This is a genomic window from Nocardia sp. CNY236 (assembly GCF_000482385.1).
In the GTDB taxonomy this organism is placed as follows: domain Bacteria; phylum Actinomycetota; class Actinomycetes; order Mycobacteriales; family Mycobacteriaceae; genus Nocardia.
Map to the genome: position 1 here is coordinate 1 of NZ_AXVD01000038.1, position 16,302 is coordinate 16,302.

A 16,302-nucleotide genomic window follows, 5' to 3' on the forward strand; every position below is an offset into this window, starting at 1 on the left:
ATCTTCATCGGACCGAAGTGGTAGTGCTGGCGCAAGTGGATGATCTTGGTGACCACCTCGGGTTCTGTGACGGTCGGGCAGTGCAGCGGAGCGCTGGAGCGATCCTCGAGCCCGTCGAGCCCTTCGTCCTCGTAGCGGCGCTTCCATCGGTAGAAGATGTTGCGGCTGATGCCGTAGTAGCGGCAGGTCGCGGCCACGTTGCCGCTGACCTCCTCGGCATGCCGAAGCACCGCAAGACGCCGGTTCGCACGCCGGACCAGATCCTTCTCACTCCATACACGTTCGGGCACGGGACTCCTTCGTATCAGGAGCCCACAGTGTCAACAACCTCCGTCAGTTTTAGAACTAGTTGATCCCAGGCCTCCCCGCCTGATGCAGGGAGATCAGGCGCCGCCACACTCGCACGTGCGCGCCACAAGGCTTCTCACGTATGCCGGAACCGATGTGTCCATCGAGCCCCCCACTGTCCTGAGACAAAGCAACATCATTGCCCCGGGGTGGAGTGTGATCGGATGGTCACACTGCTGGCAACCCCAGCCGCCCGGAGCTCACCCCAAGCTGCAATGCGCACCCCACCTGACCTCCTCCTGCCTGTCCAGGACATTTCGTCACAGTGATGATTTGCGGGTCAATTCGGCATCTCTATGCAAAGGGCCGACACTACTGCAGATGGGCCGACGAAACCTGCGGAGAAACCCACTGCGGACTGAGCAGCCCCCGCTACGTCATCCATGTCCGCTTCGCGGTAGCCGCGGCCGAAATGCGATGTTGGATCCTGCCGATATCGGCGATAGAGGCCCCGCCGACTCCCTCGGTTGGCGTATAGACCTCAGCTTCGGCGCGACTCTCCCATTGTGAGCTATTGAAGATGTTCAGGTGTGAAGTCCGCTGAGAGGCATGCAGATTCGTTGATCCATAGATCAAGATACACAGTCGAGTCTGCATGCCTCGACATGGCTGTCGATCGTCTAGATTCGATCATGTGTATTACGAATAACTATGGCTGTTTCAGCGGAAATCGGCCAGAATTTCCACCCCGCGAGTCCCACAGAGCACAACCGCAATTTGCCCCCTGTGAGCAACACTGGCAGTCACGACCCCCATATGCACACTGTCTCATTCAGTCAAAGCATCACAGTGATGATTTGGCTGAATTTGGCACACGTTCAGCTTATATCTCCTGGTAGACGCCGATGCATCTACCGATGTGGTTACAGATGCGTCTTCAAAGGCATGCACTGATGCACCCAGGAAGGCATTCCACCCAGCTTAGACGCTCTCGTACTTGATTGTAGGCGTGGCACATTGAAAGAAGTGGTCTAGAGAGGAGTAATGTGCTGCACAATGCCAAGACTCGCACCTAGGGAGCCCAATACATGTCCATCGGAGCTATGCTCATGCAGACCTGCGAGAAATATCCGCTGTACGTCCCACCTGATGACTACCGAGCAACTTGGGTTGTGGGAGGAGGTAAGGGTGGAACTGTGAAGACGACCAGTGCAATACACCTGGGTATCGTGCTGGCGCGGAGTGGTAGGACGTTGGTCGTCGACGCTGATGCAGGATCGCAGAGTAGCGCGAAGTGGGCAGCGACATATAGGGAGTTGACCGGGGACGAACCTCCATTCACCGTTGTGCAGCACACCATCGAGACTGGATTGGCGTCTACCTCGCGGAGCCTTCGTCGGGACGGAGGGTTCAAGCACCTCATCATCGACCTCCCCGGCAACGCTGGAACTCAGTTCGGGCAGGCCCTGCGTGTTGACCCAGAGGTTGGAGGGTCGGTGGAACTGATCCTCGCCATCACGCCCAGCAGGATCGAAGTTGTCACCATCAATGGCACCCTTGAGAAGGCTGGTGAGGTTGCTGACGAAACCGAGCGTGAGATCGGTGCCCAAGTGGTCTGGTGTCGGAACGACACCCGCACTTCGGAATTGGCCGAAGCGGTTACGGCAGCGGATGATCCGGAATTGCAGTGGCCGTATCTCCGAACCGTCGTGCCTCAACGTAGGCGCTACCGCAACTTTGGTGAGTTCCCGGAACACACGGGAGCCTACGAGGGTGTCGCATCCGAGATCATCGAAGATAAAGCAGTAGTTCTGGGAAAGCGCGGTGACGCAGCGTGACTGAGTCAAGCACTGAGCCTGGAAATACCCGAAAACGAGTCCTCGGCGGCACCAAGAAGAAGCCCTCGACGGCCACCATTCTTAGCGCATCGCCGAAGACCCCTGCCATCGATCCTGTGGAAGGCAGGTTGCCTGATGCGCCACCTACAGCCGGCGCATCAGAGTCGGGGGAAACCGCTCCGACTCCTCGCAAACCCGCACAGACGTGGGAGCGATCCGCCAAGAACCCTGCTGCTTCGTCCAGGGGCGTAGTGGCTGCCGCCGGAGCAACTCACCGACAAGCGCAAAGCCCGCCACCGTCGCCGGCCGCAACCACGCGGCCACAGCCGACATCCAGCGAGGAGCCTCGTCGCCCGATCGCCTCTGTGACGCCCACCCCCAAGCCTGATGAGCCACATAGCGCCGAGGACATCGAAACGCTCGTTGTTGATGTTGATGACGCGGTCAGTCACCGAGTGTCGGTATACATCACAAGTGCCGCTTTGAAAGAGGCGCGGAAATCAGGCATGATTCGTGGTGCGCTCGTCATCGAGGCCGTCGAGCGGGCATTGGAGGAAGAAGTCCTTCAGGGTCTCATCAAGCTCCGTGAGAAGGGTGTACCTCGTCAGGGGAGCAGATTCCCCGCGCGTCCGCAATCGCGGCGCCTGACCAGTCGCGCATTCGGTGCTAAGACACGAACTCTCTGGCAGCCTGCGTTCAGCGAGGAAGAGATAATCGAACTCGATGCGATCATGGAGGAGGTCGGGGCGAAGAATCGGTCACAGCTGATCTCCATCGCCGTTGAATGGTATCTGACCCCAAATGCCACTCTCGGAGATTCATCCATCGATCTGGACTCTTGACAGGTGGAGCGGGGGAGCGACCTCGCCTGCGAGGCGTGGTTGTTCTTCCGCGCACAAGCTGTGTGCTTGCCGCGGACCCTGGACACGGGGCAGAGCTCGTTGCGACAGTTGTGCGCGCCGCCCCCTAATTCCGGCGAACCTTCGCCAGGTGTCCCCGCCATCCCACAAAGTCAATCATCACGTGACGAAAACCAGTATAGGATACCACCGCCCGGGTCGCGGGTGTCATCTCGCTCTCGCATGGGGTTGTCCATGGCGGGGGGCAGTTGGTTGATCCCCCTCAGACCAAACGTTCCAACGAGGAAAACGTCGACTGCAAAATTATCGTCTCGTGCGCATATTTTGGTATCTACATGAATTTTAATCGTCAGCCACTGCCATGGCTGGCTGGTCAGCTGATGACCCACTCCCAGTAGCGCTGCGGCAGATTCATCAGCCCATCCACAACCAGGTGTCACCCACCGCGTCGTCGCCGGCCTGCTCCCACCCGGCGAGGATCTCCAGCTTCCGCTGATAGGCGCAGGCGGCTGCCTCGACAGTCGAATAGATCTCGGTTTCGACGAATCCGTTCGCGTCCCACGCGTGCACGCTGCGGCAATCACGCACCGCGCCGCGCGCGTCTCCATTTGCGGTCCACTCTTCTCGGTCGGCGGGCGCCCACAGGCCACTGGGTTCCTGACGCACGGCGGCGGTGCCATCAGCCAGCACGACCAAAGTTGAAGTTGAGGCTTCGGCGTCCAGGGGATAGACCGTCCCGGCTACCCAGATGCCCGCGGGCCAATCACGCGGCGTCTCGGTGGCGTCGGCAGGGGCTGCTGGGGGGGCATTGAGCACGGCGGCGAGGTCGTAGCTGTTGCTGATATGCGAGATCATTCGAATCCGGTCCTTTCTGTCGCGGCTGCGTACATCCGTGGCAGCTATCAGGGGCGCCGCGTGAGGTTCCCCCCGGATAGTGGACACCTGATTCGCAGGACTTGTGGTCCTGCTGGAAGGATGTCCTCATGCCTCCTGGTAAGCGTCGGTCGTTCACGGCCGGGTACAAGGTCGAGGCAGCGCATCGGGTGATCGATTCCGGTCGAAGTCCCGGGAACTGGGCCTCAATGACGGATTGTTGAGTAACTGGGTCAAAGATGAGCGGCGCGTTGCCGCCGCCGAGATCCTTGGTGAGAAGCCCCTGGACGCGGCCGAGCGAGCCGAGTTGCAGCGGCTGCGGCGCCAGGTCGGTGAGCTCGAGAAGGACAACGCCTTCTTGGTAAAAGCTTCGGCGTACTTTGCCGCGATGCAGGAGAGCCGGCCCGGTTCGATCTGATGGTGAAGTACGCCGGCCCCGACGACATCGCCGAGAGCGCCGGCACTACCGCCGCTGAGGGGCGAGGGTTTTCCATCACCCGTATGGCACGGTTGTTGAAGGTTTCCACCTCCGGGTACTACCAGTACCTCAAGCGCAGGGCCGCAACCGTTCTCACACCACCTCAGCAGCGTCGCGCGGATCTGACGGTGAAAATTCTCGACATCCACACCGATTCGGACGGCACACGGATCGCCGCGAATCACCGATGAGCTGCGCGAGCGCGGGCAGACAGTGAACTATAAGACGGTCGCGGCGATCATGGCCGAGATCGGGATCGAGGGTATCAGTCCGCGCACGTTCAAAGTCCGCACGACAGTTGTGGATCCGGACGTCTCGTTCCCGCCGGATCTGGTGTCGCGTGTGTTCGATCGAGGTCGCCCTGACGCGGTGTGGACCACCGATTTCACGTATCTGACCTGCGGAGAGGGCGACATGTATCTGTGCGCTCTCCGTGACGGGCATACCCGACGCGTGCTCGGACACGCCATAGTCGATCACATCGGCGCCGACGTGGTCGAGGACGCGATCGAGCAGGCTGTCGCCATCGTCATGAACGGTGGACTCGCCCGGCGGCTCGTGCCACGCCTCTTTTGAACTCGCTCTATCAGCCCTGCTATGAACACATTCACCACGCGGTCCGATCTGCCATCACCTCGCCGGCAGCGCAGGCCTCATCGGCCGGCAGCCGATACCCGAATTCCGAATCATCCGGGTGGGCGTCGGCCGGGGTATCCGCCCGATTCCCGTTGTCACGTTCGGGATCGGTGACTCTGCCTGTGAACCGGCCGAATTCGTTGCACACCGTGATCTGCGCGATTCGGAACTTTGTGCGGGGGATGCGTGGCGGTGGTGTGCTGCTCCTTCGCGCAGGGTTCCGGAGCGACGCCCTTATTGTCTGGATACCTTATTGGGTGGCTGTTGCGGTCGCGGCGGCCCCGGTGGTCGATGTTGATCGGGAGTGTGCCTGCGGTATCGAGGTGGGGTGTGGACTTGTTCTGCTTCAAGGTGGTCTGTAAGTACATGTGTGGCGGCGGCGTAGTGGTGGAGGTGCTCGTCTGGTGGCCCGGCGTGTGCTACTGCGTCACACCACTGCGCCCAGTCGGCGTCTTCCCATGGTGGCGCCAAGCTTCGGGGCAGCTCGGCGGGGGTTGGGTCTGGTGTCCATTGTTGGTCGAATCGTGCCTGAAGCCATGTCCACCATTGGTGACGTTCAATGCGGTGTCTGGCGATCCGTGTTTTCTGCCGGTCCGGTAGACCGTGGGCGTGCGCAATCTCATCGAGGGACACCGTCCCACGCCGCAGTCGGCCGCGCTCGCGTGTCAGCAGTCCCGTCACGATCAGAGAGAGTGTGGTGTCGTAGCACGCGGATCTCGACATGTGGGTGGCGGCCCGGATGTCCTCTATTCGCTCCAGGCCACTGAATGCGACGAGTTCGAATACCCGCCGGCCTCGTAAGCCCAGCACGTTCCATGCGGCGTGTATTGGCGCTACTTGTATTCGGCGGGTGGCTGTTTCGTCGACCACGTATGGTTTGCCTTGCGCATTGACGGGTGTGGTGAGCGCGTATCTGTCTGCTAAACGTCCCGCTGCCCGCCGTACCCGAAGGATTGGCGCCCCTGGCGTGTCGCGCAACTGCCGCAGGATTGCCGCAACGGTTGTTTCCGACAGGAGTCCTGCCATGATCGACAGTGAGCGCACGCCGATCTCTGCCACAGGTGTGTCGTTCACCAGGGTTCCTGTTGTGGCGCTTGCGTACGACAGGGCTTGTAGTACGGCTAGCACTGTCCAGCGGCGCGCGGCGTTGGGCCATTGCTGGTCGACCCATGCCGTTGATGCTGCCAGCCAGCGCGCGTGACGTGTGGTGGTGGTTCGGGGCGCCCACCCCCCTGTGTGCTGTGGGAACTTGTGTGCACTGGCCCGGACTTCTTCGGTAATTCGGCTCGCCCAGTAACAAGCTTTGCTCCAGTCGGCTCGTAGCTGGCTGTCGGTGTTTCGTTGGTATCGGTTGTAGGCTGCGCTGAGCCCGGTCCAGTCACCACCGCGTTGTGGCAGCTGGGCGCGCACCTCGGCTAGCGACCAGCCGCGGACCGCGCAGTGGGCGAGAACCGACTGGCGGGCCTCGCTGTGGGTCGGCCACCGTCGGTTTGCGGGCCGGGTTCCGGTTTGTGCGTAGTTCGTGATTGTGGTGGGTAGGTGTGTGCTCCAACGGAATTCCGACCTCAGTCGTGTATTGTCGCCGCTTCCGGCCCACCATCGTGTGTCCAACATGTTGGTGTCGGAGCCCGGCCGCGGCGCGGTTGGTCCCTTTGTAGCCGGTGGCATTCCGGTGATGCCGAGCGATGTTGTGAGACGTGCGAGGAATCCTCGATCGCTGCGTGTGGTGAATGCTTCTACTGCGTCACCTAAGGTGCCGTCCAGCATCCGGATGCCACCTTGCTTGCTTGTCGATCCCGGTGGAGCGATGGCCCCGGTGCTGGGGTTGAGCATCGGGGAGATGTCGAGGCTGGGCAGCAGTCGAGCGAGCAGCCGCATGAGGGTTTCGATGTCACCGCGACGTATCGCCACACCTGCTGGGAGGGGAACGTAGATGTGTCGGCCCGCGCTGGTGGTCGAGGTGTCGGAGATGTATCGGCCTCCGGCTGCGCTGATCCAGGCTGTCAGGCGAGCGTAGTCCGCGGCGACCTGGGCGGCGCTGGCGCGGCTCTTCGCGTCCAGATCGAATACAAGACAGCGGGCGTAGCCGCTGTGGAAGATGGGCACGCAGACTGCCACTGCTGGAGGTGTGCGTGGCAGGTAGCCGCGGGCGCGATTGTCGTAGGTCTTGGTGGCTAGGTTGTAGCGGCGGTGTGATCGGCGGGCGGCGATCAAAGGAGTGAGCACTGACCACACACGATCCGGTGGTGCGGTTGCGGTATTTGCGTGTGTCGCGGTTGCTCTGTGTGCAGGCAAACCGCTACTGTGAGACCTGCTCAACGTTATACAGTCCCTTTCGTAATGCACAACCGCTCGAGGTGCCGATCTGGTGCCAAGCGGCAGCCCTCGAAGGGTTCTGCGTGCGGCCCCCCAGCGTTTTCCAGGCGGTAGGGGGGCCGAGCTGTATTCAGGGTGTCACCGGATAGGAGGGTGCTCCGGTTAGGCGGCGGCGTCGTTGCCGATCGGCAGCACCTCCTGCCGCTCTGTGGTTTCGGCAGTCGTGGCCAAGTCAGGCCGGTGCAGTGCTTCTGCGAGCAGCTCTGTCACGACTTTCTCCAGCGGGACGCCAAGGCGGGTGGCCTCGTGGAATGCCGCGTCGTAGACCGCGCGCGTCGTCGGCAGCGACCCGACACCGTGCCAGTCGGTCACCAAGTCTGGGCGAGCGAGATTCAGGGCCACGAGGTCAGCTGTGTAGGGCCCCATTGTCCGCGTGGGTGCGAGGTCCTTCAGCTCGCCATACACCGGGCTGGGTAGGCGGACCTGCACGAGGTTTCTCACGCCTTTGTCGCGCTGTGCCATGCTCGCCAACCTAATCGTTGCTATCAGATAGCAGTAGTCGACACGCGGGGCAAAATCCCACGTGTGGGATTCTGTGTGTTTCCAATCGCCGACTCTGAGCATTGATCTGGTCGGTGGTCTGTGGGGACGGACAGTCCGGGGTGATGAGCACGGCGCGCCAATGCGGTGCGTCAGTTGTGTGGTGTGAACCTGAGTGTTGTTCCTGCTCCGGCGAATCCGAAGATGGTCGAGGGGATCGATCACCGCGGCCGCGAGGAGTAGGTCCCTGGGAGCTAGAACCTCCCAGGGACCTACTCGTACTCCACGAAACCCGACCCGACCACGCTGGGGTGGTCTTGGCTGCAAATCCTGCCCAGCCGGCGGGTCACGACTGGTCACAGATGATGCTTAGGAACTTCGACCATGGCAGGCGCCGGTGGATGCGGCGTGCGAGTCACTCGTGCGCTATCAGAATGTCGTCGTCCCAGTCGTCGCGATCCCCGGGCGTGCCAGACAGCCAACGATGCCGCGCCAGCTGTTCGAGTACCGCGACGAGCAGCAGGTCACGATTGAACCGGACCCGGTCACCGGGCTCGAACAGCAACCGCCATTGCTCGGTGGTCACCAGTGGCTGGGTCGTCGACGCATCGAGTGTCAGCTTGGTTGCCTGCCTCATCAGCCAGGCCCGGAGCGGCTCCCCGCCGGACTGGGCATGCACGAACTCGCTGAGCGCGCCGCGCGCGACCCGGCCCGGCTCCTTTTTCAGCAGTGTTCCGATGCTGATGCCGAGACGCGTGATCTGGTCGATCTCGTGGCGCGCGACGCCGAATGCCTCCGTGAGGAGCGAGCGATACAGTTGTGCGAGTGCCTCCGTCTCCGGTGGTGGCGCGCCTTCCTCGGCGGTGAGCTGGGAAAGGAAATCCGCTACCCTCATCGGCACCCGATGGGGGTAGCGGAAGATGTTGTAGGCCAGCCGTCCCGAACCCGAGAATTCCGGTGAGTAGTGGGCGCGGACGAGGTACCGGAACCCCTCCCTCACGTCGGGGGACCGCATGGCGGACCGCACCCATTCCGCCAGGGGCTGATCGACCTCATACACCTCCACGAATTGGCGCTTGTTGGAGTTGCTGAATACGTGCAGCGCCACTCCGTCACGTAGCGGGTCATTGCAGGACCGAAGCGCGCGAAGCGCCTGGGCTTCACGCGAATACGGTTGCCCGGCCGGTTTCGCAGCGATCCGGTCTCGCGTGTAGCGCACCTGACGGGCGGTGAAGCAGGCCAGCGTGGCGTCGTCCCAGCTGTGCAGTACCGATGCCACGTCGCGGATATCACATCCATAGGGCAGGGCGTAGAAGCTGGCCAGGCAGCCCCGGCACAATGCCAGCCCGTCATGTCCGGGGACTGTCGAATTGCGTTCACCCACTCTGGTCGCCAGGGGGACGTCGACCTTGCCGTAGAAGCCGCACGCCGCCTGCCCGCACAGGATGCACGGCACACCCGGCAGCGCGGGGGACGCGGCATCCGGCAGTGCCCGCCAGCTCTGGATCTGCTCCGCCCGCTGCCGTTCGGTCAGCGTCGCGCGAATGCTAAGATTCATCTTCGAATTCGGCCAGAATATGTAGCTGGCTGCGAGCCAGAACGCGCCGGGTGCCTTGGCATCGCGGAGCCTGGCTGTGGCAACCACGTCCTCGGTCATCGTGTGCCATGCTGTCCTGAACTCCGTTTCGGTCAGCGATTCGGGATGCCGCTGGACCGGGTCGAGACCGGCCAGCTGGAGCAGCGCGAAGGCGCCGGCCCTCTGTAGCGGGTGATGTGTCAGCCGCACAACCGGCTGAGTGAGGATCCCGGTGCCGCTCACACCGCCACCTCACCGAATCCAGCCGCGATGTTGGCGGCGAGACGTGCGACCTGGTCCTCATGCGGGGCGTCTCGCAGGGCGATGATGTCGGCGACAGTGACAGCAGCGGTCATGATCAATCCTCTCGATGTTGATAAATTACGTTGTGTCCGTGATAGTTACGTCGGGCGCGGTTACGCCCGGCCCGTTGACCTACTCAGGCATATCCCAGGCATCCAGCATGGCCTCGAGCGTCTCCTGCAACTCCGGCAGTAGCAGCTCATCGGCCACAGAATCCCCCAGTTGATCGGCCTGCTGGGCGATGATGCGGTCACGATCGACACAATCGGCGCTCCATACGTCCAGGGCGCCAGGGCGGGTCGGCGGGCACCCATCGGCCGGCGGGCTCCTGGCGCACGGCGGCGGTGCCGTCGGCCAGCACAGCCAGGGTGTCAGTGGTGGCCGCGGCGTCCAGGTGGTAGAGCGTCCCGGCGACCAGGATGCCCGCTGGCCAATCACGCGGCGTCTCGGTAGCGTCGGCGGCGGATGCTGAGGGGGCATTGAGGACGGCCTTCGGGGTCTGGAGCCAGCTGACATTTGTAATTTAGCGGTGCGGATCCGAGTGAGAGGTACCTGACCGGGTGCGTCATCGTTCCTCTCGCTCGGCCGTATCGGCCAGAAATTCCTGCCAGCTCAGACGCTGGAGGATTTTGGTAGGTACCACGGTCGGCTCGTCGTCGAATCCGGTATCGGTCTGGATGCCTTCGAAAACGATGACCTGGCCGTCGTTTTCGCCGATCAGGGTGCGGTCTGCCATGTACTCGATCAGTTGTTCCGGATCGGTCAGGCAGGAATAGCCGCGCACGCAGTCCTGCCAGCCGGTGCCACCACAAAGCGAGCAGCTCACTTCTTCGAGCATGCCAGCGCCGTTACACGCGAGACAGTCAGGATCGTCGTGTCTGCATTCCGGGCAGTCTCGTTGGACTCCCCAGTCACGCCCCTCACACCCGCAGCGCGTGCGTTCACCATCGGCGGAGCGCTCTGTCCCCCATAGTGCCGAAAACGCATTCTCAGGACTGAACTCCGGGCAGTCAGCCCAGTGAAACCGGTAGTAGCGCATACGTATGGATACTTTCGGTCAGGTGTCGGCGATTCCCATGTCGGAGCGGGCGCGGTGGGCTTGTTCGTGGTGGTGGCGTGCGTAGCCGACGGCGGCGGCGACCACGGTGGTGGGGGAGCGGCGCGCCCAGCGGTCGATCGCGAGGCGGGCGATGGTGCCGGCGGGCAGTTTGTAGACCTTGGGTGGCACGCCCAGTTCGGTGACCACGCTCATCATCCGTAGCGCCTGCGCGGTGTTGGTCGCGCCGGGCAGTTCGGTGAGTACTCGGTCGCGGGCGCCAGCGAGCAGGTCGTGGTGATGCTCCTGGGCGGCGGTCAACCGCGTGTCGAGCCGGTCGGCGTAGTCGCCGGGTAGGTAGAACGACACCACTGATACTGCCGGGAGGTCACGGCCGCGGGTCGCGGTCATGCTCTCGCGGATCCGGGCGGCGTAGCGGATCAGCTCGAGATGGTCGGGTTCGGCGTGGTCGAGCAGATCGATCACCGCGGCCGCGAGGCAATCCGAACTCGACGCCGGCGGCCGCTGACCGCGAGTGCGCCAGCGCGGATCGGTCGTCGTGAGCTGGCGCCGCCACCTGTTGAGCACCCGCGCCTGCGCGGCGGTGAGCCTGCCCGTCGAGTAGTGCCGAGGCGGGTTCGGCGGCTCCGATTCGTCGTCCGGACCCGCCGCTACCTCAGTATCCATATGGATACTATAAACAAGCAACGGTGGTGCTGCCCGGCTACGCCAGTAACCTGTACGACCAATGCTGCGGCGGGTGAGGACCTTTGCGCAGCCCTGTGCCTGGCAACAGGTTTCGTAACACTGCGCGACGAATGTCTCAACATCAACAGTTTCTGGTCCCCAGTATCCGTGCCAGCGTGGCATAGGAGCGCTCAGTGCTTAGGCGCCAGTGAATTCGAAATCGGTCTCAGTCATGGTCACCTCACCACCTACACCGCTTTCGAATCCAGGAAGCGCCACCGCGTCACCGCCCGGCTGATCGTCCGCCGCGTCCGCCGCCTGAACAGCACCGACGGCCAGGAGGACTCCTGCCGGCCTACCGGTATCACGCCGTGTTCACCGACGTCACCTTCGCACTGGTCGAGGCCGAAGCCATGCACCGCCGACATGCCGTGGTCGAGTAGTTCTTCGCCAATCTGATCTCCGGACCGCTGACGCACCTGCCATCGGGAAAGTTCAACGCCAACGCCGCCTGGCTCAACCTCGCCTGCACCGCGCAACCCGCCGACCGAGGACCCTGGACACACCGGCTTCGAGGCCGGCCGGCCCCTCACACCCGAAATCAGAAATTCAAGGTCGGTTGATCATCGGATATTGGCCGGTGGATCCAGGCTGAGGGTTGTCGCTCGATCGCGGGTGGACCTCGGCGATCCATGGATCACCCGCGGGCGGCGGGTGCGTGGGGCGGTCGTTCTGAGCGGTTGTGCACGTGGTTATCGATGATCACCACGTTTGCGGGCTCGTCGACGAGACGGATCACTGTTGGTTGGGGGTGACTTGCCTCTTTGTGCGATTGTCGCGAGTGGTGTTGCGCCGAGAACGTTTTGTAGTAGTGCCAGGGCGTGTGTGTCGGCGATGTGCGTGGGGGATTGCTTGTTTCGAGGTTTCGGTTGCGGGGTTGGTGGAGGTGGTTGGTTGGGGGTGTGTCGGCGGTCGAGGACGATGTCGCGGGCGGCGGGGTGGTGAGCTGGTTCGGTGTGGGAGACGTAGTTGGGGATGTCGGTGATGTGGTAGTTGGCGCTGATCAGGTCGATGAAGGCCCAGAATTCGGCGCGAATGGCTCTGTGGCGGGTGATCCGCGCGGCGCGACGTTCATCGACCTGTGCGGTGAGTATCGGTAGGCGACGAGGAGACCGACCCGTGTGGGCGACCCATCCCCAACCGTGGTCGACAAGCCCGTGGTCTTGCAGCTTCACTAGCGCGCGGTGAACGGTCTTGACGCTGATGTGGGCTGCGGCCGCGAGGTCGTTGGGGTGGACGGATTCTCCGGCGTTGGGTTGGATCGCCCGCAGAATCTCATAGCACCACCATGCCGCGAGGCCGAGTTCACTCCAGACCGGATCAATCGGTTCGATGCGTGCAGCAAATGCCTCCCATTCGGCTGCGTGCAGTGTGCGGCCGTCGAGCTTTGGGGTGACCAGTGTGTAGCGATCTCCTGTGTGGGCGCGTGCGTTCCACCCTTCGAGGTAGATCAGTGGCGATCCGTCAATCGATCTCAACTTTCGAAGGACGGTCCATACTGATGCTTCTCCGGTCAAGCCACTGGCTATCGACAGCCAGCGCCCCCCGGTCGCCACGGTTTGCCCGTCGGTGAGCGAGATCCCGTAGGCCAACGCGGTGATCACTACCAGCGCGGTCCATTGCTGACGTCCTGTGAAGTGGCCTGACATCAGAACCCATTTTCGCGCCGCTGCAAGTTTCCAGCGGAGGCCCCCCACCCCCCCTGTGTGCGTTGGTTTGTGTTTATGCGCGGGTTGAGACGATTTCTGTCCGGTTGGGCTGAGTCGCTTCTCGGCGTGTTGGTAGGCGCGTTCCCAGTCGATCGTGAGTCGCTTTTGTGCGTCGCGGCGGTGGGCGTATCCAGACCAGAACCCGGCCCAGGTGGGGTCGTGGCGGGTGGCCTTGATGTCGATGAGTGACCAGCCGCGGGCGGCGTGCTGTTCCAGGATGCTGAGTCGGGCATGGCTGCGGGTGAATGGGCGCCCGCTCGGGTCGACGAGGTCCGGGGGTGTGCCTGTGGTCAGAAAGGCGGGGACCCAGGGGCGTAGGGGTGCTGCGGAGGGGTGTGCGATTCTCGCGTCCTCGGCAGGTCCGGGTTTGTAGTCTGCGGGCGCGGATGTGCGGTCTGTCGGGGGGTCCTCAGTGTCATTCGCGGCGGTGGCGCTGAGCGGACGATGATCCAACAGGTTCGCCAGCCGATGCGGCAGCCCCGGGGCAGAGCGGGTTGTGAATGCAGCGATTGCCTGGGTGATAGTCATATTCACCAGTCGCCGGTGTCCGCCTGACTTGCAGGGCGAACCGGGCGGGGTGATGCACCCGGTGTTGGGGTTGAGCATTGGGGTGATATCTAGGGTGGGCAGGCGTGCTTTGAGCAGGGTCAGCAGATGCGTGAGCCGGTCCCGGCGCAGTGACTCGGCCAGTGGAACATAGACATGCATTCCATGGCGTGTGGAGCTATCGACCACGGCCTGTCCACCGCATTGGCGGATCCAGGCAACGGCCTGGTGGACATCACGGTCGACAGCCGCTTGCGCCGACATGGTTGTGGGCGGAGTGTGGCTGGGTGGCCTCGGGTCGAAGTCGAGCACCAATAGGGTGGTGCGCCGACCCGCTGAATAAATCGGGACAGCGGCTGGAATATCGGGTCGTTGCCGTGGGTTCAGCCGTGCCCAGCGGTCGTATTTGCCTGTCGCTGCACAGTACAGGCGCACCGATTTACGGGCAGCGATGTGGGGAGCGAGAGCACGCCACACCTGGTGTGGGTCGTCGGCAGGGCGAGGTTGCTGTGAGTGCGAGGACCACGAGCGGGCTATCGCCGCGGGTGGCTTCGTGGGAGGCGCAGCAGTGTCGGCTTCGACTGCAGGAGTGCCTTGAGCTGCGAAGAATCTGGAGTGTGGTCCTCTGTTCGCGTGGCTCAGTGGACCCATTTTGGGACATGCTGTATCGTGAGACCCGTCAAGTTAATCGAGTCCTTTCGGCCGGGAGGACGACATCAGGGAGATGAGCGCCAACTCATCGACCACACTTGGGACCCAGTGGGCCCCTCGACTTGCCCAGTCGAGGGGTTCTTTTCCTTTGTGCGGGCCCGACATCGTCATATTTAGTTGGGAACGAGACCGGAGTTAAGGTCCGGTGGTTGTTTGATCGGTGTCCTGGTTGGCCTCCTGCGGACGAGGTCGGTCGTGGTCGATTAGGTCAGGAAACTCGCATGAGGTGCAGATTCGCTCCTGTCTCCTGTTCGTCTTCGGCAATCGGGTCTGTGGAGCGAGCGGCCTCGATCTCGCCTGCCAGCTCCACGATCCGACGCAATGCGTCGGGGTGGATGGCCCTCACGATGTGCTCGTCGTCCAGACGCTCTCTTGCCGCGTGCGCCTTCTGCATACCAGCCAAGAAGCACAGAATGTCATTCACCACCGTGGAGGTGTACACCTGCTCTCCTGCGATCTGACGCTTCACTTGGTCGTTGAGCCGCTCAACGGCCTTCCGATTCACCCGGAGATGCTGTCGGTCTCCCTTGAATCTAGTTGGCACAAGCGCAACCTCCTCTCAAAACGGATCAGCCTGGTCCTGTGGTGCTCCACTGTAGGCCCGGCATCAACCTGAACCAACTTGAACCAGCATGGAGCATACTGCCCGATGTCGGGTCAGTGAAGTCGGCGCGACACACCGACCACTCGAGTTGGCTTTGGCTACCGTGGAACTCGGCATGCATGAGATCACTCCGCGAAGGGTGCTTGACGGATACGTGCGAGGGTGGGAGGCCACCGGAGGAGAATCGCGGTGCGTCCGCGCGGGTGTGCTGCAGCCTCTCGTTTCATCGCTTCCATCACAACAGGTTTGAGTCTGTGGCGGGGGTGGCGCGCGACTGCTCGTCGGACGAAGTGGGGGTCGAGGTCATCGACGCGCATGCCGAAGAGGTCGACAGCTGTGCCGGCGCCAACGATCCCGGCGGGTGTGTCCGGTCGGACATTGAGTGTCATGTGGGTGGCGATTGCTGCGGCGAGTTCGTCTGCACGGTCGCTGGATATGCCGGACTGGTGGGCGATGTCACGTGCTCGGCGTGCGCCGCGGACAGAAAAGCAGGTGCCCGGCACAGGGTCTTCGAGGGCGATGTCGTGTAGTAGGGACGCCGCATAGAGCAGTTCTGGGTCATAGTCGCTGTTGTCGAGTTCGGCCAGAGCCCGGCCGAACAGGTACGTGCGGAATGAATGCTCGAGAAGGCTGGGACTGAGAGTTGATTGTGCAGCAGTGACGGCGGCACGAGTCAGGGAGGTATCGGGGATCCGAAGATTGTCCAGGTCCAGACGTCCGGTTCCTGTCTGGTGGGCGCGGACTTTGGCAAGCAGGGCGTGGGGGAGGTCGCGCGCGGCGCGGCCAGCGAGCTGTGCGTAGACCTGCGCTTCCTGTACGGCGGTCAACGTTCCCTTGGTCCTTCGCGCCCAGTAGTAGTCCAGTTGTACCTGTTTCGGACCCATCCAGCTGCTTTCTCGAGAGCGGGCCGATGCCCATGCCGAGTTGGCCTAGGACTCAACGGCTTTGTGTTATTCGGGGTTTGATCGCCGCGGCTGGACCGCACTCCGGAAGACGAAGTAGGACCCCCATCCTGCGAGATGACAACCGCTCTCCCAGCATTCAAGGACAATTGCGCAGCGTCAACAGTTTTAAGCCAGACACTTTGGGTGACTTTTACCTTGGATGCCACCCAGGCAGGGTGAATTTTCATCTGCATGAGGAATGCACTATTGTGCCGCTGCACCCAGCGACAACTTCGATACAGAGTGGTGCAGGACTATTGATCAGCGTTGCGGGAAGTGGTAACCACCAGCAGGTAT

Annotated in this window: 15 protein-coding genes; 5 read left to right on the forward strand and 10 right to left on the reverse strand. The window is 62.6% G+C overall.

Translation table 11 applies throughout. From position 1 onward, the window contains the following. On the reverse strand, positions 1-290 hold a 290-nt coding region (locus K940_RS29030), incomplete at its 3' end, for a leucine zipper domain-containing protein (protein WP_036529173.1). Between the two features lie 1,086 nt (positions 291-1,376). Between K940_RS29030 and K940_RS0118210 the strand changes: the two genes are divergently transcribed. Both K940_RS0118210 and K940_RS0118215 read left to right on the forward strand, forming a co-directional pair. After that, a complete protein-coding gene (locus K940_RS0118210) occupies positions 1,377-2,126 on the forward strand; it encodes a hypothetical protein (RefSeq protein WP_081706462.1) in 750 nt (249 codons plus the stop codon). A gap of 365 nt (positions 2,127-2,491) precedes the next feature. Then, positions 2,492-2,968, forward strand: coding sequence for a hypothetical protein (locus K940_RS0118215; RefSeq protein WP_155980945.1), 477 nt, complete (start codon positions 2,492-2,494; stop codon positions 2,966-2,968). Between the two features lie 432 nt (positions 2,969-3,400). Here K940_RS0118215 and K940_RS0118220 read toward each other — a convergent pair whose 3' ends face one another. After that, positions 3,401-3,841 carry a hypothetical protein gene (locus K940_RS0118220; protein WP_028478711.1) on the reverse strand — a complete coding sequence of 147 codons (441 nt, stop codon included), beginning with the start codon at positions 3,839-3,841 and terminating at the stop codon, positions 3,401-3,403. 238 nt (positions 3,842-4,079) lie between these two features. Here K940_RS0118220 and K940_RS29035 point away from each other — a divergent pair, with 238 nt between their 5' ends. From K940_RS29035 to K940_RS32435, 3 genes are read left to right on the forward strand one after another with little or no spacing between them, the layout of a single operon-like run. Then, entirely contained in the window at positions 4,080-4,277 is a 198-nt protein-coding gene (locus tag K940_RS29035) for a hypothetical protein (RefSeq protein ID WP_231390423.1), read from the forward strand. Further along, positions 4,277-4,528, forward strand: a complete 252-nt coding sequence (locus K940_RS32430; protein ID WP_155980946.1) for a hypothetical protein — start codon at positions 4,277-4,279, stop codon at positions 4,526-4,528. The genes K940_RS29035 and K940_RS32430 overlap by 1 nt, the downstream gene beginning before the upstream one ends. A gap of 22 nt (positions 4,529-4,550) precedes the next feature. Further along, positions 4,551-4,913: a DDE-type integrase/transposase/recombinase gene (locus K940_RS32435; RefSeq protein ID WP_155980947.1), complete on the forward strand. Its 363-nt coding sequence runs from the start codon at positions 4,551-4,553 to the stop codon at positions 4,911-4,913. Between the two features lie 294 nt (positions 4,914-5,207). Here K940_RS32435 and K940_RS0118240 read toward each other — a convergent pair whose 3' ends face one another. The 8 genes from K940_RS0118240 to K940_RS0118285 form a co-directional block, all read right to left on the reverse strand. Then, entirely contained in the window at positions 5,208-7,199 is a 1,992-nt protein-coding gene (locus K940_RS0118240; protein ID WP_028478712.1) for a hypothetical protein, read from the reverse strand. A 252-nt stretch (positions 7,200-7,451) separates the two neighbouring features. Next, entirely contained in the window at positions 7,452-7,811 is a 360-nt protein-coding gene (locus K940_RS0118245) for a hypothetical protein (RefSeq protein WP_028478713.1), read from the reverse strand. Between the two features lie 433 nt (positions 7,812-8,244). Then, entirely contained in the window at positions 8,245-9,648 is a 1,404-nt protein-coding gene (locus K940_RS0118250; protein ID WP_028478714.1) for a hypothetical protein, read from the reverse strand. Between the two features lie 625 nt (positions 9,649-10,273). Beyond that, the gene (locus K940_RS0118260; protein ID WP_028478715.1) at positions 10,274-10,546 is read right to left on the reverse strand and encodes a hypothetical protein; all 273 of its coding nucleotides are present in this window, start codon (positions 10,544-10,546) and stop codon (positions 10,274-10,276) included. A gap of 219 nt (positions 10,547-10,765) precedes the next feature. After that, entirely contained in the window at positions 10,766-11,431 is a 666-nt protein-coding gene (locus K940_RS0118265) for a hypothetical protein (protein WP_028478716.1), read from the reverse strand. 752 nt (positions 11,432-12,183) lie between these two features. Then, positions 12,184-13,728 carry a winged helix-turn-helix domain-containing protein gene (locus K940_RS33095; protein ID WP_196812260.1) on the reverse strand — a complete coding sequence of 515 codons (1,545 nt, stop codon included), beginning with the start codon at positions 13,726-13,728 and terminating at the stop codon, positions 12,184-12,186. 937 nt (positions 13,729-14,665) lie between these two features. Further along, positions 14,666-14,962, reverse strand: a complete 297-nt coding sequence (locus K940_RS0118280) for a hypothetical protein (protein ID WP_028478719.1) — start codon at positions 14,960-14,962, stop codon at positions 14,666-14,668. Between the two features lie 224 nt (positions 14,963-15,186). Continuing rightward, positions 15,187-15,945: an HD domain-containing protein gene (locus K940_RS0118285; protein WP_028478720.1), complete on the reverse strand. Its 759-nt coding sequence runs from the start codon at positions 15,943-15,945 to the stop codon at positions 15,187-15,189. Positions 15,946-16,302: the final 357 nt, after the last annotated feature.